The sequence below is a fragment of the Paenibacillus sp. SRL342 genome (genome assembly GCF_984798905.1).
Genome location: NZ_OZ481790.1, coordinates 4,549,902 through 4,568,857 on the forward strand (window position 1 = coordinate 4,549,902; position 18,956 = coordinate 4,568,857).

The window sequence follows — 18,956 nt, forward strand, 5'->3', positions numbered from 1 at the left end:
ATCTAAAGACATCTGCAAAACATTTTAAAACATTTAAGCCTATTGACATGCTCATGTCAGCCATGATACATTATGAAAAAATTAGTCACGTTAAACACGATGATGGAAAAAAGACGTTGCTTCGTCTTACAGAGAGCCGATGGTAGGTGTGAATCGGTGGCAGGCAAATGGTCTTGAGCGCTCCTGAGTTATTGCATTGAAATTGGAGTAGGTGCAATCGGTTTAGACCCGTTATCCTCTTCGGTCTTCATTGACCGCTAAGACTGTCGTTGCGAAACGGCGGTGAATTAGGGTGGTACCACGACAACTCTCGTCCCTTATTGCGCAAGCAGTATGTGGATTGAGAGTTTTTTGATTTATTTTAAAGGATATCTGTGGGATCACTCTATTTGCTTCACCTTCCCCCTCTGTTGCGACACCGCGTTGTTGGGCGGAAGAATCAACCTGGTTTTAAGGAATACCTCTTCGCTGAGGTCAGACCTTGACGATATAGATACACATACCTAAGGAGGAAGAAACCATGTACAAAGTGTTAGTGTCGGACCCAATCAGTGATCTGGGAATCCAGCAACTGGTGGATGCAAATGATGTTGTTGTTGAGAAGAAAACCGGTCTTAGTGAAGATGAACTTGTTGCCATTATTGGTGATTATGATGCCCTCTTGGTTCGCAGCCAGACTCGTGTTACAGATCGTATTATGACGGCTGGTACCAACCTTAAGGTGATCGGACGTGCAGGTGTTGGTGTAGATAACATTGATCTGGAAGCTGCTACACAGCGCGGTATCATCGTTATTAATGCACCTGATGGCAATACCATCACAACCTGTGAGCACACGTTTGCCATGATGATGGCATTGGCACGACACATTCCTCAGGCCTACGCCAAAACAATTCAGGGTACGTGGGATCGTAAAACCTTCCTGGGTGTGGAATTAAGAAATAAAACGCTCGGTGTACTGGGTATGGGACGGATCGGTAGTGAAGTTGCAAAGCGCGCCAAAGCATTCGGAATGGACATTCTTGCTTACGACCCGTTCCTCACGGAGGAGCGTGCCGAGAAGCTGCAAGTGAAACTTGCTAGTGTAGATGATATCATTCGCAATGCGGACTTCATGACCGTTCACACGCCATTAACACCGGAAACACGGCATATGATTTCACGTCCACAATTCGAAGTGATGAAAAAAGGCATGCGTATCATCAACTGTGCCCGTGGTGGTGTAGTTGACGAGATGGCACTTGTGGAAGCCATTGATCAAGGTATTGTTGCTGGTGCAGCATTTGACGTATTTGAAAGCGAGCCGCCAGCCGCTGATCACCCGTTCCTGAATCACCCAAGCATTATCGTTACGCCTCACCTTGGTGCATCCACAGTAGAAGCACAAGAGAACGTGGCTATCGATGTATCGGAACAAGTTCTTCATATTCTGCGCAATGAACCGTTCAAGAACGCAGTTAACATGCCTGCTGTTGCACCAACCGTGATGAACAAATTGCAGCCGTATTTCAAACTGGGTGAAACGTTGGGTAGTTTTGCAGCACAGATTACACAAAATGCAGTGCAAGAGATTCGGATCGACTATGCTGGTGAACTTTCTGAAGTAGATACTTCTCCTCTCACACGTTACATTGTGAAAGGGATTCTCGCCAGACATTTGGGTGGGGAAGCCAACATCGTTAACTCCATGCATCTGGCCAAAATCCGTGATCTGAATGTGGTTGTAAGCCAAACCTCAACAACTAAAGGATTTACTAACCTGATTACCGTAACATTGGTTACAACTCAGGATGCTGAGGAACGCCGTGTAGCAGGTACATTGCTTGCAGGTTATGGAGAACGTATTGTTCGTCTGGACAAATTCCCGGTAGATATCGCTCCGGAAAGTCATCAAATTTTGATCTCACATAATGATAAACCAGGTATTATCGGGCGTGTAGGAACCCTACTTGGACAAAACGATGTCAACATCGCCTCCATGCAAGTTGGACGTAAAATTATTGGTGGTGCAGCGATCATGATTCTGACCGTAGATAAAGCTGTTCCAAAAGATGTGCTTGTGCAGCTTGCTGCGCTGCCAGAAATCAATACTGCTGTTGAAATTGTTCTGGAATAATCAAACATATTTTTAAATGTATAAGGAGAGACGGGGCCCTCGTGGTTCCGTCTTTTTTGTCGCTAAGTAAATTGCGTCTTCATTTCAATTTTAAAGTTAATTTGATAATGGTGAGTGATACTTCTGGCCGTGCGGAACTGACTCTTTCGGTCGTCCCAAACACCTAATATAGGATTGACCACTACTACCTGGAAAGAAAGAGAAACCCAAGATCTAAAATTGATCTGGGTTTCTCGACAATCAAATGCACCAATCTCATATGAGTTCAACTTCTTTTGCCCATTAGAGAAATAGTCTTTATACATTATCGAACTATTAACTTAACTGAATGATGTTTAGTGTAGATCCCGGAGGAGAAAGAATAGCTGTGCCAACGAGCCCGAATAATTGTAACTGTATTGTTGAACCAGCGGTAACGGTAATCATAAAGTCCGACTGAAGCTGACTGAGAGAAAGTACTGGAGATACTACACTCGCTGGAATAACTGTACCGTTAAGTAAAACCCGAGATTGGATAGCAAGTGCAGCTGTCAGACTTATTTTGTATGAGATATAGTAACGACCTGCATTGGTCAGTGTGAAGGTGTCATTAGCCCCATTGACGGTTATACCTGTGCCAATATTTTGGTTATTCGGTAACGGAACGAGTGTACCACCCAATATAACAACAATCGTACCATTAGTGTTCTCAGCAAAAGCCGAGTTAGATGTTACAGATGTTCCAGTTGCACCTGTTGCTCCGGTAACTCCTGTACTTCCGGTTACGCCCACTCCCGTGGCTCCCGTTATACCTGTGGCTCCTGTTCCCCCAGACGCACCGGTTGCTCCGGTACTTCCCGTTACACCAACTCCCGTAGCTCCCGTTATACCTGTGGCCCCTGTTTCCCCAGTGACACCAGTTACTCCAGTACTTCCCGTTATGCCAACTCCCGTGGCTCCGGTTATACCTGTGGCTCCGGTTTCCCCAGTGACACCAGTTACTCCGGTACTTCCCGTTACACCGACTCCCGTGGCTCCGGTTATGCCTGTGGCTCCGGTTTCCCCAGTGACACCAGTTACTCCGGTACTTCCCGTTACACCGACTCCCGTTACTCCGGTTATACCTGTGGCTCCGGTTTCCCCCGTCGCACCAGTTGCCCCGGTGCTCCCCGTTACGCCGATTCCCGTTGCTCCCGTTATACCTGTCGCTCCGCTTTCCCCCGTAACACCAGTTGCTCCGGTACTTCCCGTTACGCCGACTCCCGTGGCTCCGGTTGTACCTGTCGCTCCGGTTCCCCCAGTCGCACCAGTTGCTCCGGTTTCCCCTGTGACACCAGTTACTCCGGTACTTCCTGTTACACCGACTCCCGTGGCTCCGGTTATACCTGTGGCTCCTGTTCCCCCAGTCGCACCGGTTGCTCCGGTTTCCCCTGTGACACCAGTTACTCCAGTACTTCCTGTTATGCCGACTCCTGTGGCTCCCGTTATACCTGTCGCTCCGGTTTCCCCTGTGATACCAGTTACCCCGGTGCTTCCCGTTACGCCGACTCCCGTGGCTCCGGTTATACCTGTGGCTCCTGTTTCACCTGTAGCTCCAGTAGTACCTGTTACGCTTAATCCCGTGGCTCCTGTGATCCCCGTCGCCCCAGTCAACCCTGTAACACCAGTCGCTCCTGTCTCACCAGTTGCCCCAGTTCCTCCAGTTACTCCTGTTGATCCCGTTACGCTTAATCCTGTGGCTCCTGTAATTCCAGTTGCCCCGGTTAGCCCCGCAACACCAGTCGCTCCGGTTTCACCAGTACTTCCTGTAACTCCAATGCCGGTTGCTCCTGTCACACCTGTCGCTCCTGCTCCAGCGATCAACGTGTAATCTGGTGAAGTCCCCGGCGTTCCGGTTGGCGATGCCGCATTCGCAATATACGTACTGCCGTTGAACGTTACTACTTGACCCGCTGGATACGTTGGGGCTACGGCTGGATCGAATGGTACAATGCCACTCAAACCTACGCCTGTCGCTCCCGTTTCACCAGTTGCCCCGGTTCCTCCAGTTACTCCTGTTGATCCCGTTACGCTTAATCCTGTAGCTCCTGTAATTCCAGTTTCCCCGGTCAACCCTGTAAGACCAGTCGCTCCGGTTTCACCCGTACTTCCTGTAACTCCAACTCCAGTTGTACCGGTCACACCTGTCGCTCCTGCGCCCGCAAGCAACGTGTAATCCGGTGAAGTCCCCGGCGTTCCGGTTGGCGATGCCACATTTGCAATATACGTACTGCCGTTGAACGTTACGACTTGACCCGCTGGATACGTTGGGGCTACGGCTGGATCGAATGGTACAATGCCACTCAAACCTACGCCTGTCGCTCCCGTTTCACCAGTTGCCCCGGTTCCTCCAGTCACTCCTGTTGATCCCGTTACGCTTAATCCTGTGGCTCCTGTAATTCCCGTCGCCCCAGTCAACCCTACAAGACCAGTCGCTCCTGTTTCACCAGTTGCCCCAGTTCCTCCAGTTACTCCTGTTACGCTTAATCCCGTGGCTCCTGTAATTCCCGTCGCCCCGGTTAACCCTGTAAGACCAGTCGCTCCTGTTTCACCAGTACTTCCCGTTACTCCAACTCCAGTTGCACCGGTCACACCTGTCGCTCCTGCGCCAGCAATCAACGTGTAATCCGGTGAAGTCCCCGGCGTTCCGGTTGGAGATGCCACATTTGCAATATACGTACTACCGTTAAACGTTACGACTTGACCTGCAGGATACGTTGGGGCCACGGCTGGATCGAATGGTACAATGCCACTCAAACCTACGCCTGTCGCTCCTGTTACGCCGGATGCTCCTGTTTCACCAGTACTTCCCGTTACTCCAACTCCAGTTGCACCGGTCACACCTGTCGCTCCTGCGCCAGCAATCAACGTGTAATCCGGTGAAGTCCCCGGCGTTCCGGTTGGAGATGCCACATTTGCAATATACGTACTACCGTTAAACGTTACGACTTGACCTGCAGGATACGTTGGGGCTACGGCTGGATCGAATGATACAATGCCACTCAAACCTACGCCTGTCGCTCCAGTTGCCCCGGTTCCTCCAGTTACTCCTGTTGATCCCGTTACGCTTAAACCCGTGGCTCCTGTAATTCCCGTCGCCCCAGTCAACCCTGTAAGACCAGACGCTCCTATAGCTCCGGTACTTCCCGTTACTCCAACTCCAGTTACTCCTGTAACTCCCGTTGCTCCTGCTCCAGCAAGCAACGTGTAATCCGGTGAAGTCCCAGGCGTTCCGGTTGGCGATGCCACATTTGCAATATACGTACTACCATTGAAAGTGACGACCTGACCCGCTGGATACGTTGGGGCTACGGCTGGATCAAATGGCACTAGGCCTGTCAATCCCGCCCCGGTTGTTCCCGTTACACCTGACGCACCTGTGGCTCCTGTAGGTCCTGCACCTGCAAGCAATGTATAGTCTGGCGAAGTACCTGGCGTACCCGTAGGAGAAGCCACAGTCGTTATATACGTACTGCCATTGAAGGTAACGACCTGACCTGCTGGGTACGTTGGAGCTACTGCAGGGTCAAACGGAACTGCACCATTGAGACCGATGCCCGTAGCTCCGGTCGCACCTGTAACTCCCGATCCTGCTAACAACGTATAATCTGGAGAACTTCCTGGCGTACCCGTTGGCGAAGCGAGATTTGTAATGTAAGTACTGCCACCAAACGTGACGATCTGTCCAGCTGGATATGTTGGGGCTAATGCGGGATCGAATGGCACGATGCCACTTAATCCTGCACCTGTGGCTCCAGTTACACCAGTCGCCCCCGCAGCAGCGATTAATGTGTAATCCGATGAAGATCCCGGTGTTCCTAGAGGACCAGCTACACTTGCAATGTAAGTACTACCATTATACGTAATGACTTGACCTGCTGGATAACCCGGGGCGAGCGCTGGATTAAATGCTACTGCTCCTGTCAAACCACCTCCGGTTGCTCCCGTTGCTCCAGTCGTTCCACCCGACAGCAAAAGAGTGTAGTCTGGAGAACTTCCGGGTGTACCCAAGGGACCGTTTACATTGGCAACATAAAGACTGCCATCGTAGCTTACTACTTGACCTTGAGCATAAGTTGGTCCCAGTGCAGGATCATATGCAGTAATATTGTTCAAGCCAACACCAGGTGCTCCTGCCGGCCCCTGTGCTCCCTGTGGACCGACTGGGCCAACCGGCCCTACTGGTCCAATTCCTCCAGGTGTACCAGTAGCCCCTTTCACCCCAGGGACTCCCGGGACACCGGGTACCCCCGGAACTCCTGGCACTCCCTGTGGACCAGCTGGTCCGGTAATCCCTCCAGTTCCAAGAGTTGTCGTCGCCCGGCTTAGCGATATGGAGATCGATCGAATTAATCCCACAAGTTTATCTTTTTCTGCAGGTGGTACTTCCAGAAGCAGCGTCACACTTAACAAGTCATCCAGTAAGTTCTGCAAGTTACCTGCGAGATTAATAAGAGGAACAGGGACAACCTCTGAACCTGCAATCGTTAATTCCAATACGGCTTGTAATTCTGCCTTTACCCCCGCACGAAATCCGGATTGATTCACAAAAGTAAGTAACTGGCGTAATGCGTTCTGCAAAGACATTATATTGGCTGAAGTCGGCTGACTGATTGCAGCAGGAATAGCCACAGCCAAAGAACGCAGTGTAGATTCAAACTCCTCCAGTTCTCTTGTAGTTATTGGAATAAACGGAGAGCCCGCTCTAAAAGATCTGCCGTCCAGAAAAGCTTTAATATTGACCCTTTTTCGATCATCGGACATGCTTATCTCAATCCTCCTCTATCTTGCTTGCTTTTCAAGCTTATGTAACATAGGAAGGAAAATTATCTTGGACACTCTTTTTAGTCAAAAAAAGACCATTCATGTTCCACGTTGAACAAGATTAAACGGTAGTCTTCAACAAAAAAACACCCTCCTTAAGAGGGTGTTTCCGCACTTTTTGTATGAAATTCAGGCTATTTCGATGAATCCAAAGGAAATTGCAAAATAAACTCTGTTCCTTCGCCAAGCACACTATTGACAGTAATCATGCCCTGATGCGCATCAACAATATTTTTCACAATCGCTAAACCAAGCCCCGTACCTACACTTTCTCCCCGAACACGAGCCTTGTCTGCTTTGTAGAATCGTTCAAAAATAAATGGCAAGTCGGATGAAGGGATACCTACACCCTGATCCTTCACAGAAACTCTGACAAATGGAGCACGAAGATAAGTGACCCTCTCGGCTGAGATCATTACATTTTTGCCAGTAGGTGTATGTCTGAACGCATTATCCAGCAAATTCGTAAATACTTGCTCAAGTCGATCCTCATCTGCCTGTTGAAGTTCAATAGTTGGTTGTTCGAACTTAAATTGCAGTTGAATTCCCTGTTCTTTTGAACGCACCGAGAACTTCCGATATACACGTTCAAGTAGCTCTCCGAGGTCAACTTCCTTCATCACCATGTCCGTGTGTCCAGCTTCCATCCGCGCAAGGTCAAGCAAGTCTTTAACCAGTCTGCCCATCCGCAAGGACTCATCATGAATGACTTGGATCAGTTCTTCGCTCTCTTCGGGTGAGGTTGCCATGCCGTCCAGAAGCGCTTCGCTGTAGCCTTGCATCATGGATAATGGGGTACGTATCTCATGAGATACGTTGGCCACGAAATCACGCCGCATCTTCTCCAGACGCACTTCTTCTGTTACATCTCTTAAGACAGCCACAGCCCCTCTGACAACACTGTCAGCATACAACGGTGCCATCTGAACAGACCAGACACCTTGCTGTACGTGAACATTGGAGTTCTGGTCCCCACCTTGCTCCATCACCATTCTGAATAAAGGAAGAAGGGGCTCAGGTACATCACGCGATGTCTTGTCAGACTGCTCGGATTCTTGTCCTTCGTCCATTTTTGCCCAATCGAGATCATACCATGTCTGCATGATCTTTTCTCCAGGCGGATTCGTCAGAATAACTTTACCTTCACCATCAAATGTAACCACCGCATCGGTCATGCTGCGAAGCACACTCGCCAAATGTTCCTTCTCATGGTTAAGGTTTCGAATATTATCTTCCAGTTGGGCAGCCATATGATTAAATGTGTTGGCAAGTTCACCAATCTCATCACTCGTTACCAGGGAGAGACGTGTTCCGTAGTTCCCTTTGCGAATCGCATTGGCTGCCTGAATCAATTGCTGCATGGGTTGCGTTATTTTGGTGAATAGAAACAATGCAAAAAACGTGGTTAAACTGAATCCGATAATACAGATATAGGTGAACAACCGCTTAATATCTCTGGATTCGGATTCTGCAAAGTTTGTATCAATGTAGGGCAGCAAAAAAAGACCCAGCGCTATAAGTACACAACCCACAAGGCAGATAATAGTGATCCATAACTTCCCGACCAGTGATCTCCAGAAACTAAAACTACTTCGGTACTTCCAGTTTATAACCCACACCCCACACCGTCGTAATCATGGCCGCCGATTCAGGCGATACCTTGTTAAGTTTCTCGCGAAGACGCTTCACGTGCGTATCCACGGTACGAAGATCGCCAAAGAATTCGTAATTCCATACATCTTTGAGCAATTCTTCTCTGGAGAAAACTTTGTCGGGAGATGTTGCCAGGTAGTGCAGCAATTCATATTCTTTCGGTGTAAGACTAATCTCTTCGCCACCAGCGGTTACCCGGTGGGCATCATGCTCAATAACCAGATGCGGGAACACGATGTTGTTACTCGAATTGCTCTCCTTGGAGAGATAAGCTGTCGCGGAAGATCGACGCAAAATCGCTTTGACGCGATAAATCACTTCACGCGGGCTGAATGGTTTTACAACATAATCATCAGCGCCAACTTCGAAGCCTTGAACCCGGTTAATCTCTTCACCTTTTGCAGTGAGCATCAAAACCGGCGTTGATTTCACCTGACGAAGACGGGTACACACTTCAACACCATCCATACCCGGCAACATCACATCAAGCAAAATCAGCCCGTAGTCCCCTGCTGTTGCTTTACGCAGCGCAGTTTCCCCATCCTCAGCTTCATCGATTTCATAACCTTCTTTTTCAAGATACATTTTCAAAAGCCTGCGGATTCTCTCTTCGTCATCCACGACCAGTATTCGATTCTCATGTTCAGCCATGCCTCTCCAGCCCCTTTGCAATAACTCCTCATCACTTCTATTATGTTCGATCTGGCGAACAATATTTGAATACCCTTCAATAAAAAGGTACATTTGTGTTTCCCGCTTCTAAACTCAACCTTTGCAATACAAGTCTGTCCTAGTCAGCTCCAGCATAAGAATGTAATCCGGCAATGATCAAATTCACCCCAACTAGTGTAAACATGACGACCAGGAAGCCAAGAACTGCAAGCCATGCAGACTTCTGACCTTGCCAACCTCTGGATAAACGCAAATGCAGATACACACTATAATATAGCCACGTAATCAATGCCCACACCTCTTTAGGGTCCCAACCCCAAAAGCGACTCCAGGCAATCTGAGCCCAGATCATGGCAAAAATTAATGCTCCCAGCGTAAATATCGGAAAACCAATGGCAATCGCGCGATAACTTATCTCATCCAGATCATCGGCATCGATTCCATCCATCATTGGTTGTAACGCTTGTCCCAGTGGTCTGCGCACAAGAAGTCGTACAATTCCATACAGGATTAGACCTACAATAAGTGACCAAACCACCGTATTCAGCTTGCGCCCGGCATTTACCCCGTTCATCCAGGAAGGCGTCTCAAGTAAAGGTTTTTTCATGCCAAGAAACGGTGTCATGCTCTCCACTTCGCTATTATATGGTGCAAAAATCGGAGGCATGCGATAAATCACTTTCTCTATTGTACTATTTTCCTGTACCTCTGTGTCAATGCTGACCGTTTTCTGTACAAAAACCGCCTCGTAACCAGCTGTACGAAAGGCAAATACCGTTCCGATAAATCCGATGACTACAACGATCGTAACCAGGGTGAATTCAACCCATCCTCGTTGACGTCTTGAAGACTTGTCTTTACCACTGAAATCAACAGTACGGAGCAAATACATGAACCCTGCGGCAAAACCCACGGCGAAGAATGCTTCACCAAGCGCAGCCAATGTCACGTGAATTTTCAGCCAAATGGACTGAAGCGCCGGGATTAATGGTTGTACCTCCTGAGGAAATACAGCGGCGTACGCCATAATAATAATGGTAAGTGGTAAGGCAAACAAACCCAGTAATGACTTTCGGTATATGGCATATACAACAATAAATGCAACCATGATCATCATGGACAGAAAAGACATGAACTCATACATGTTACTGACCGGGATATGACCTGCCCCAGCCCATCGGGTTACAAAAAATACGATATGCGCCGCCAAGGCAACAGTCGAAGCGATAAAAGCTCTTTTACCCCAGCGATTCATATGGTCCAGAGGATCACGATTACTCCATTTTTTGCCCATGACCGCGACAGCATATAACAAGAATGCAGCACAATAGAGAAAGAAAGATACGATAAATGCGTCGCTGCTGAAATCCAATAATCTCATGCCTGGTTCCCCCCGTTATCCAACGACTTCTCTTCAACTTCCAGATTCATCTGTTTCAAAACGGCCGCAACTTCACGCCTGAAGCCAAACCAGTTTTTGTTGGTATGTCCACCCAAGGTGAGCTGTTTATCATCAAAACGAATCCAAATGCGGCGATGATGCCAATAAAAACCCATGACCAGACCCAACATAACAATACCGGCTCCTACCCACACAAAAGGCATTGCCTTATCCACTCTTATATTGAGATAACTTACGGACTGAATAATATCGACCTTGTCCATGCTGTCTACTTCCAGCTGTAAAGGAATATCAGCTCCAGTCAGCTGTTGGTTAATCGCATCCTGTTGAAACCTTTGTTTATCAATCTGCTTCGCAAAGTACAGATATTGTATCCCCTCTTCGGGCAGATCCGGTCCCTTGATGAGAAAGAGAAAAGCAGGTGCATTAGGTGAAGGCGATTTTGATTTGGGCTGACCATTCTCATCCAATCCAAAGTCCATAAACTTTTCTTTTACCGTAAGCTTATAAGGACCAGCTTCAAATGTTCTTTGGGTATCTACCATATCGATCTTGAGTGCCCCGTATACTTCACCCGTCTTTGTATTGACCAGATCAGGTGTTACGGACCGAATGGTGGGTGTTAGATCATAATCAAACTGATATGCTTTCAGACCGTTATAATTCAATGGATGATTCACGCGTACATCATGTCTGGCCACCTCAGCTAACTGAGGTTTCTTCGAGAGATCCGAACAATCTGCTGTACATTCATACAAAACAACTTTTGTTTCGAACAGTTTCGGAACGGTTTTATTGAGGTTACGGAATTGCTCAGGTACTTCTTCCTCACTGTAGAATTCAACATTAAACTGTTCATTTTGGAGATACATCGACGTATTCGGGATCTTTTTGATCTCACCTTCAGGAAAAGCGACATGCTCGTCCAGATTCAGACCTGGAAGCCCTCGTGCGAGCACCGCCAGCAGAAATATAATGAGTCCAATATGGATAACATATGGGCCCCATCGACTGAATCGTTGTTTCTCTGCGAGTAATGCATCACCCTGGGTGTGCACGCGGTATCCTTTCTTTTTCAGTGGCGTAACCGCTTTCTTAATCCAGTCTTCTGGTGCCTCTTCGATGGTACCTTGGTACACCAGACGCTGTCTTGTCAAAAATTGCGTATGCTTACGTATTCTTTGTTTATTCAGTGCTTTGTAGAGCGGCAGGACGCGATCCAGACTGCATATCACCAATGATGCCCCAATCAGCACCAGCAGTAGAATAAACCACCAGGATTCGTATGTATGGGATAAACCCAACAGATAATAGATATGTCCCAACTGACCGTATGTTTCTTTGTAGTACACGGAAGGATCGATATTCAGAAATGTACTTTCTTGCGGATAGATTGTACCAAGCATAGAACCTACAAGCGTAAAAACAATCATATAGACGGCAATTTTAACGGAAGAAAAAAAGTTCCATATGCGGTCAATGATGTTGGGATTACTACGCTGTGAACGGCGCGCCATGCCATCATAACGCATTTCCAACACTTCATCCGATTTAGCTTCAGACTCCAGCAGCGGTTTCCCACATGCTTCACATAGTACAGTGCCTACCGGATTCTGGTGTCCGCACTCACATTTGGTATTTTGGAACACGAATAGACCTCCTGTCAGGGCTGCTTCGCCAGTTGCGAAATTTGAGCGTCAAGTGTGTCCAAATCAAGTTGACCGATATGAATGGTAGAGATTTTGCCCGTGTCGGATACAAAGAATGTCGTTGGCATCGGAGAGATCCCAAAATCACGAACCGAGTTTTTCTCCCGATCAAGCATGATTGGAAACGTAACCCCAACCTGCCGAACAAAATTATCCACGGTCATCTGGTCTTCTCCAACATTAATCCCGACAAATTGCACTCCCTGTTCCTTCCATTTGTCAGCTTGCGCCTGAAGTGCAGGCATTTCTTTAACACAAGGTTCACACCATGTGCCCCAGAAATTGATCACCATCGCTTTTCCTTTGTACTCATCAGACGTATGAACTTGACCATCCAGGCCCAGCAGTTCAAAAGAAGGAGACTTGTCCCCTTCCTTTGGCTTGCCATTCGAGCCGGATACCGATGTCGTAATCGCATATCCGCCCAACACCAGGATCAATAACAAAATGACGATTTGCACCGTTCTTCTTGATTTCCCCATGTGCTGCTCCCCTTTTAAGTGACTGTAGCATTCGCATCTTATTGGTCTAAGACAACTGTGAACATCCTATGAACAATTATAGCGAATTTCGTCACAAAACTGCGGCGGTTTTATGAAAATTATGTGTCCTCACATTACCTTTTTTTCATTTTTTTGGCTGGTTCTGATTGTGCGAGGGTAATTAGGTTGTTGACTTCTTCTTTGGTCAGATGACGAGTCAGACCACGTTTCAGGTTTTGTAGCAAAATACCACCAAACGAAATCCGTTTCAGACGGGTTACCGGATGGTTGATTGCCTCGAACATACGTCTAACCTGACGGTTACGTCCTTCATAGATCGTAATGGAAATGACCGACTCATTGGCCGCTGTATCCACATCTTTGTACTCTACCTCTGCAGGAGCAGTCATGCCGTCATCCAGCATAATGCCTGTCTTTAATTTCTCCAGAGCTGTACCATGCGGCACACCTTTAACCGTTGCATGATACGTTTTGGGTACGTGATGCTTCGGATGCGTCAGCAAATGTGCAAACTCACCATCATTGGTAAGGATCAATAAGCCCTCTGTGTCATAATCCAGACGACCCACAGGATATACACGTTCCTTGACACCTTTCAGGTAGTCGGATACAATTTTCCGACCTTCCGGGTCAGATGCACTTGTGATTACGCCTTTTGGCTTGTTTAACATCAAGTACACTTTTTTCTCACTGCGGATCGGTTTTCCATTAACTGTAATCATATCCTCTTCGGGGTTCGCTTTTGTACCCAGTTCGGTTACGACCTCCCCGTTAACTTCTACTTTGCCGGACAGGATTAGTTCCTCGCTCTTGCGGCGGGATGCAATGCCTGCCTGTGCGATAATTTTTTGTAATCTTTCCATGTTTGTCATGTCACCTCACACTAATGATACCCATCACGCAAGGAAATCACAAGGATAATCCAAGGATTTTGTAAACTGGCGACACGAATATGCATTTTAGGCTACCTTCCCCTTTGAGGTTGACGCAAAAAAAGCCTGCCTTTACACGACCTGTTGAACACAGATGGCGTAAAGATAGACCTTTTTCTCAAATCATTTAATTGGAAACTTTGCCGGCAACTGCAACCTGTTTTTTGGCAGGTTTAGTACTCTCTTTAATGAAAGTCTGCAATGTTTTGGAAGTAATATAATAAGTACGTCCACCGTACACAAATGTCATCATACCAATGACCCGGTTGTTCTGATCCATAACAGGACCACCTGAATTACCTAGGGCCATGGATTTCACAATACTGCCGATTCCCTTTTTACCTGGAACGTCCGAAGCTTGAGAACTGAACACTCTGCTTTTGGCTATCGTATTGTAGGTTGAAGGAAAATCTTCATCCAGGATGACAAGATCACCAGCAGGATTTTTGGGAAATCCAATCGTATAGACAACCTGGTTATCCCTTGCATTAGCAAATGTGACCGGTTGGGCATCTATTTCCTTGTCCAGCTTTAGCAGTGCCATGTCTGTGACCGGATCTGTCTTAATAATTTTCGCCTTTATAGGTTTACTAAGGGAACCCGGGCTTGCAACAGTCAGTGTACCTTCATCACCATCAGACAGTTCAGCAAAACTCTGAACGACATGGTAATTCGTGAGCACTTCATCCTTTGAGATCAATATTGAGGTACCAACATCATAATATACCATATCGGGTTCATCCTGCTTGACCAAACGTACATTCACGACTGGAAAAGAATCCGCTGTGACTGCCATTTGTGCACGCAGCTGTTTGTCGAAGTAACCTGTAAAATGTATTGTCTGAACGGATTGAGCCGCCGCCAGCCCCGTTGAACCCGCGAGCATTGCAATAGCAAGCACGCCTGACATTCCGACACGGAGCATTCGTTTCCAACTCTTCTGCATGTCTCACTCTCCTCCGCTATTATTCTAGCATATCTAATATATCGGAAGGAAAGGAGATATCTTTTAACCAAAAACGAGCAAACAAATGGCGAGGGCAGCAATAAAACCAACGACATCGGAAAACAACCCTACTTTGAGTGCATACCGACCGTTCCTTATGCCTACAGCTCCAAAATAAACAGTCAGCACATATAACGTGGTGTCTGTACTTCCCTGAATCGTAGATGCCATACGTCCAATCATGGAGTCAGGGCCATGGGTTTTGATCAGATCGGTTGTAAACGCCAGAGAGCCTGTCCCCGTTAAAGGACGCAGTATTCCGAGTGGCAACACTTCCCCTGGAACACCCATCCATGACACAAGTGGAGCGAACAGACTAATCACAAAATCCAGTGCACCCGAGGCACGAAATACGCTGATTGCGACCATCATGCCCACGAGATGCGGAATAATACTAATTGCAGTAGAGAATCCATCCTTGGCCCCATCAACAAAGGATTCGTAAACCGGGACCTTTTTGGTAAACGCATATAATGGAACAAACGCGATAATAACCGGGATGGCCCAGACGGAGATCCAGTTGATGAAGGTTAACAAAGGTGCTCATCCTTTCATGCCGGGATTGCCACTTTTCTGTATGCGCGGCGGTTTATGTAATGCCCTGTTCCGATACCAGCGATCGGCGATTATAGCAGCAAGTGTAGCGATAATGGTAGCCATCAATGTTGTTCCCACAATCTCTGTAGCATTGGCGGAATGATAGTTTAAGCGGATGGCGATCAGCGTTGTCGGAATAATGGTAATACTAGCCGTATTCAGAGCCAGTAAGGTGCACATGGCAGGAGAAGCTGTTTGTTTGTCCGGATTAAGCTCCTGCAGCTGTTGCATGGCTTTGATTCCCATCGGAGTAGCCGCATTTCCTAGCCCCAGCAGATTGGCACTCATATTAGAGAGAATATAACCCATCGCCGGATGATTTTTGGGCACATCGGGGAACAGGAAGCCAACAACCGGACCGAGCAGCTTGGCAATCCGGGCCAGGAGACCCGCATCTTCAGCCATTTTCATCATGCCCATCCAGAACACTAGCACACTAATCAGTCCAAAACAGACCGTGACTCCCGTTGCCGCCCCATCAAAAGCAGCTTGCGTGACCACTTCGATATTGCCGTTGACGGCTGCAAAAGCAAATCCGATTAAAATCATGAGCAGCCAAATTAAATTAATCACGGATTATATCCTCCCTTCAATGGCGATTTAGCTAAGGAGACAATAGATGGCTTAACACGGCACGCCATGCAGCTGCCCAGGAAGAGACATCACCGACTCCACCCAGTGTTGCATCTTCTGTCTTCGGTTCAGGAGGAATATAACTGCCTTTGCGATACACGGGAATTGAGCCAACAAGTTTGCCATCAAGCTGCATATCAATGCGACCTGCCAATCCGAACGAAGGATCTGTCGATTGTTCCTTGCCTTCCGTTTCCGTTTCCGTTTCCGACTGTCCTCGATTTTCGTGTAGTACCAGTTTCTTGGTCAATGAGCCTTGTTCACTCTTAGCCAGTGGGTACCAGAATCCACGGCCCGTAACGACATCTGTATTTTGCACAGGCTGCTCTTGCTTGGCGACCTCTACCAACGGGAAGTACTCAAACCCGAAATCAAGCATCCGAGCATGATCATTCCAATCGTTTCCATCATTCAGCGTTACCGCCGCGAGCTGCTGTCCGTTACGTGTAGCGGAGCTGACCAAACATCTGAAAGCTTTCTTTGTGTAACCCGTCTTCACTCCATCCGCACCTTCATACATCCGCAGCATTTTATTTTTATTGTGCCAAGAGTATTCCCAGCTTTCATTGGGGTTCGGTGCGGATTTGTCCTCCGTGGCTACGATGCGTTTGAACACCGGATTGTGCAAGGCATATGCCGTTAATCGGGCCAAGTCATTGGCTGTAGAATAGTGACCTTCTGCATCAAGTCCATGAGGGTTCATAAAATGAGAATGCGTCAGACCAATTTGCTCCGCCTTTTTGTTCATTAACAGGACAAAGCCTTCTTCCGATCCACCGACATGTTCTGCGATCGCAGAGGCCGCGTCATTGCCTGAACGGAGCATTAGTCCGTACAACATGTTCTCCAGTGTCATCTCTTCACCTAACTTGAGATAGAGAGATGATCCTTCTTTGGCAAAAGCAGTGGGCGTCACTTTCACTTTTTCATCCAGCTTGCTGTGTTCAATCGCTACGATCGCTGTCATGATTTTGGTCAAACTGGCAATTCGCAGTTCCTTATCCCCATCTTTGCTGTATAAGATCCGGCCTGATGTCACATCAATGAGAGCAGCGCTTTGCGCATGTGTAGACGGACCTTGAATTGTTGCCTGGGCTTGAGTTGCCCCTAATGAAGACAGCAAGAAGACAGGGATAAGCATGCATGCAATGACTTTCGTTATTTTTCGCATCAATTCATTCCTCCGGGTCACTTGGAATCTTGTACTATCTTATGTTCGGACAACTTGGAGTATGTCCCATAGGGCAAAAACAGCAAAAATCCCTCACGCTTGGATGCGGGAGGGATCATGACGAAATGATTCAGCTGTACGTTGATGGGTCTGGTGTAACGGGTACATCTGATGTATTCGTTTGTGTTGTATTACGTTGGAACATGCCCTGGATTCGGTCAAGAACATAAGGGGTAGAGTCAATGAGCTTCTCAAACAAATGCGTGGAGTTATCGAGTGGTACAATGTGTACCCCTTGTTTACCAACGACAAGAAATGCGATTGGGCGGATGGAAACTCCACCACCACTACCTCCACCAAAAGGTGAAGATACAGAGGCATGCTCTGTCTTCGCTCCTGTCGTGGAACCAGTCTCCTTGTTCTTTTCATCATTCACGCGAAAATCGCTACCACCTGCTGCAAATCCGAAACCCACTTTACTGATCGGCAGAATGACTGTACCGTCAGGTGTTTCAACTGCATCGCCAACGATAGTATTGACATCCACCATGGCCTTGATATTTTCCATTGCAGTTTCCATTAAGCCTTGAATTGGATGATCTGACATCTGAATTCCCTCCAGTTTCAATGTAAGCTAGGTTTGATCTAACCATATGATCCCCAAACTCCAGGGGACTTATGTAACAAATGCATTTTATCCATATCCTGCGATTTCTCAGTCTCATCTGGGCTAAAATGTGTAACGAGTGTTCTACACATCACTGTACCCATCAGAACTGCCAGTCCAAATTGAGAAAACATGAACGAATAACACATCGCTGTCTTCAAAGAGTTACGGTTTTGCCCCTTCGAGCTTTTGTTTCTCCTTGTGTTTACGACGCTGCTCCCGCAGTAGCTTGAACCACATCCGCCATCCGCCCTCGACTTGTAACACTCGGGTTAATAACCTTATTCCTGCAACCATAATGGCTGTAATCCGGATCTTCAATCGGAATTCAAGTTCCGTCCGGAACTCCATCTCATCTGACCATACCGGTATAACTTCAAGCATTGGCGTCTTTTCAAACTTAACCTGATAGGTCAGAAAACCAATGATAATGGACTTGATTCCCCATACCCAACCCGTAAGGACAGCCGTATACGCTGCATCACCAACCCCGATGTGGGTAGCCCAGGACAGTTGAGTCATATGTACGCGTGTGAGTGTTTGCTTAAACCACAGCTTGAGCGCGTCCGTTGCCCTAAGCATGATTTTCACATCTTTAGCCCACTTCTTGACTTTGCGTTTGTTGACCCTCTCGCTTCCCTGGACCTCCCCTCTCGAATGATTCATGGATTGTTCGGTCTTGACCAGAAAACCTTCCTTCATATTGCGAAAAACAATACTCGGGATCTCATAGTTAATCCGCACAATTCCATAGAGAAGACGAACATTAATATTGGCGTAATCATCACTTTTATGTTTACTGAATGTAAAATGTACATGAACATTTGAGATGAGGACTGCGGCAATCAGCAATGCGAACAACAAACCGATTCCTCCAAGCCAAATCCACACAGGCCTTACCTCCAAGCCCTCAATTCTTTTCTCGTCTAGTATGGCACTTTGAATAGGAAAAAATTCACGTCTGACCTAAAAATCCCATTTCATATTTATTTGGAACCGGTCCGTAACCTTTTATATACACAAATTGGTCTAAAGATTAGTTACACTGGTCAC

Annotated in this window: 14 protein-coding genes and 1 other annotated feature; of the genes, 1 reads left to right on the forward strand and 13 read right to left on the reverse strand. The window is 47.3% G+C overall.

The window, feature by feature from the left end; genetic code table 11:
* Positions 1 to 90 precede the first annotated feature (90 nt).
* Positions 91 to 321, forward strand: a binding site (T-box leader).
* Between the two features lie 199 nt (positions 322 to 520).
* On the forward strand, positions 521 to 2,116 hold the full coding sequence (serA, locus tag AC4E8D_RS19995; protein ID WP_047843574.1) for a phosphoglycerate dehydrogenase: 1,596 nt from the start codon (positions 521 to 523) through the stop codon (positions 2,114 to 2,116).
* Positions 2,117 to 2,431: 315 nt separating this feature from the next.
* Here serA and AC4E8D_RS20000 read toward each other — a convergent pair whose 3' ends face one another.
* The 13 genes from AC4E8D_RS20000 to AC4E8D_RS20060 form a co-directional block, all read right to left on the reverse strand.
* Positions 2,432 to 6,898, reverse strand: a complete 4,467-nt coding sequence (locus AC4E8D_RS20000) for a BclA C-terminal domain-containing protein (protein ID WP_490205146.1) — start codon at positions 6,896 to 6,898, stop codon at positions 2,432 to 2,434.
* 194 nt (positions 6,899 to 7,092) lie between these two features.
* Positions 7,093 to 8,490: a HAMP domain-containing histidine kinase gene (locus tag AC4E8D_RS20005; protein ID WP_017687665.1), complete on the reverse strand. Its 1,398-nt coding sequence runs from the start codon at positions 8,488 to 8,490 to the stop codon at positions 7,093 to 7,095.
* 55 nt (positions 8,491 to 8,545) lie between these two features.
* Positions 8,546 to 9,262: a response regulator transcription factor gene (locus tag AC4E8D_RS20010; protein ID WP_017687664.1), complete on the reverse strand. Its 717-nt coding sequence runs from the start codon at positions 9,260 to 9,262 to the stop codon at positions 8,546 to 8,548.
* 139 nt (positions 9,263 to 9,401) lie between these two features.
* Positions 9,402 to 10,664, reverse strand: a complete 1,263-nt coding sequence (gene ccsA, locus AC4E8D_RS20015) for a cytochrome c biogenesis protein CcsA (RefSeq protein ID WP_017687663.1) — start codon at positions 10,662 to 10,664, stop codon at positions 9,402 to 9,404.
* Positions 10,661 to 12,334 (reverse strand): cytochrome c biogenesis protein ResB, encoded by a 1,674-nt coding sequence (resB, locus tag AC4E8D_RS20020; RefSeq protein ID WP_490205147.1) that lies wholly within the window; start codon positions 12,332 to 12,334, stop codon positions 10,661 to 10,663. The genes ccsA and resB overlap by 4 nt, the downstream gene beginning before the upstream one ends.
* A 14-nt stretch (positions 12,335 to 12,348) precedes the next feature.
* Entirely contained in the window at positions 12,349 to 12,876 is a 528-nt protein-coding gene (locus AC4E8D_RS20025) for a redoxin family protein (protein WP_221822071.1), read from the reverse strand.
* A gap of 134 nt (positions 12,877 to 13,010) precedes the next feature.
* Positions 13,011 to 13,760 (reverse strand): pseudouridine synthase, encoded by a 750-nt coding sequence (locus AC4E8D_RS20030; RefSeq protein ID WP_036607741.1) that lies wholly within the window; start codon positions 13,758 to 13,760, stop codon positions 13,011 to 13,013.
* A 196-nt stretch (positions 13,761 to 13,956) separates the two neighbouring features.
* Positions 13,957 to 14,775: a S1 family peptidase gene (locus AC4E8D_RS20035; RefSeq protein ID WP_221822072.1), complete on the reverse strand. Its 819-nt coding sequence runs from the start codon at positions 14,773 to 14,775 to the stop codon at positions 13,957 to 13,959.
* Between the two features lie 63 nt (positions 14,776 to 14,838).
* Entirely contained in the window at positions 14,839 to 15,372 is a 534-nt protein-coding gene (locus tag AC4E8D_RS20040) for a spore maturation protein (protein WP_017687658.1), read from the reverse strand.
* 6 nt (positions 15,373 to 15,378) lie between these two features.
* Positions 15,379 to 16,005 (reverse strand): nucleoside recognition domain-containing protein, encoded by a 627-nt coding sequence (locus AC4E8D_RS20045; protein ID WP_036672256.1) that lies wholly within the window; start codon positions 16,003 to 16,005, stop codon positions 15,379 to 15,381.
* 31 nt (positions 16,006 to 16,036) lie between these two features.
* Positions 16,037 to 17,236: a D-alanyl-D-alanine carboxypeptidase family protein gene (locus AC4E8D_RS20050; protein ID WP_221822073.1), complete on the reverse strand. Its 1,200-nt coding sequence runs from the start codon at positions 17,234 to 17,236 to the stop codon at positions 16,037 to 16,039.
* A gap of 130 nt (positions 17,237 to 17,366) precedes the next feature.
* Positions 17,367 to 17,843 (reverse strand): GerW family sporulation protein, encoded by a 477-nt coding sequence (gene ytfJ / locus AC4E8D_RS20055; RefSeq protein ID WP_221822074.1) that lies wholly within the window; start codon positions 17,841 to 17,843, stop codon positions 17,367 to 17,369.
* 225 nt (positions 17,844 to 18,068) lie between these two features.
* On the reverse strand, positions 18,069 to 18,794 hold the full coding sequence (locus tag AC4E8D_RS20060; RefSeq protein WP_221822075.1) for a DUF2953 domain-containing protein: 726 nt from the start codon (positions 18,792 to 18,794) through the stop codon (positions 18,069 to 18,071).
* Positions 18,795 to 18,956 lie beyond the last annotated feature (162 nt).

Bases quoted from the DNA above. Each gene is read 5' to 3' on its own strand.
- ccsA (WP_017687663.1), bottom strand. From the start codon at position 10,664: ATGAGATTATTGGATTTCAGCAGCGACGCATTTATCGTATCTTTCTTT.
- AC4E8D_RS20010 (WP_017687664.1), bottom strand. From the start codon at position 9,262: ATGGCTGAACATGAGAATCGAATACTGGTCGTGGATGACGAAGAGAGA.
- AC4E8D_RS20025 (WP_221822071.1), bottom strand. From the start codon at position 12,876: ATGGGGAAATCAAGAAGAACGGTGCAAATCGTCATTTTGTTATTGATC.
- ytfJ (WP_221822074.1), bottom strand. From the start codon at position 17,843: ATGTCAGATCATCCAATTCAAGGCTTAATGGAAACTGCAATGGAAAAT.
- AC4E8D_RS20000 (WP_490205146.1), bottom strand. From the start codon at position 6,898: ATGTCCGATGATCGAAAAAGGGTCAATATTAAAGCTTTTCTGGACGGC.
- AC4E8D_RS20030 (WP_036607741.1), bottom strand. From the start codon at position 13,760: ATGGAAAGATTACAAAAAATTATCGCACAGGCAGGCATTGCATCCCGC.
- AC4E8D_RS20050 (WP_221822073.1), bottom strand. From the start codon at position 17,236: ATGCGAAAAATAACGAAAGTCATTGCATGCATGCTTATCCCTGTCTTC.
- AC4E8D_RS20035 (WP_221822072.1), bottom strand. From the start codon at position 14,775: ATGCAGAAGAGTTGGAAACGAATGCTCCGTGTCGGAATGTCAGGCGTG.
- serA (WP_047843574.1), top strand. From the start codon at position 521: ATGTACAAAGTGTTAGTGTCGGACCCAATCAGTGATCTGGGAATCCAG.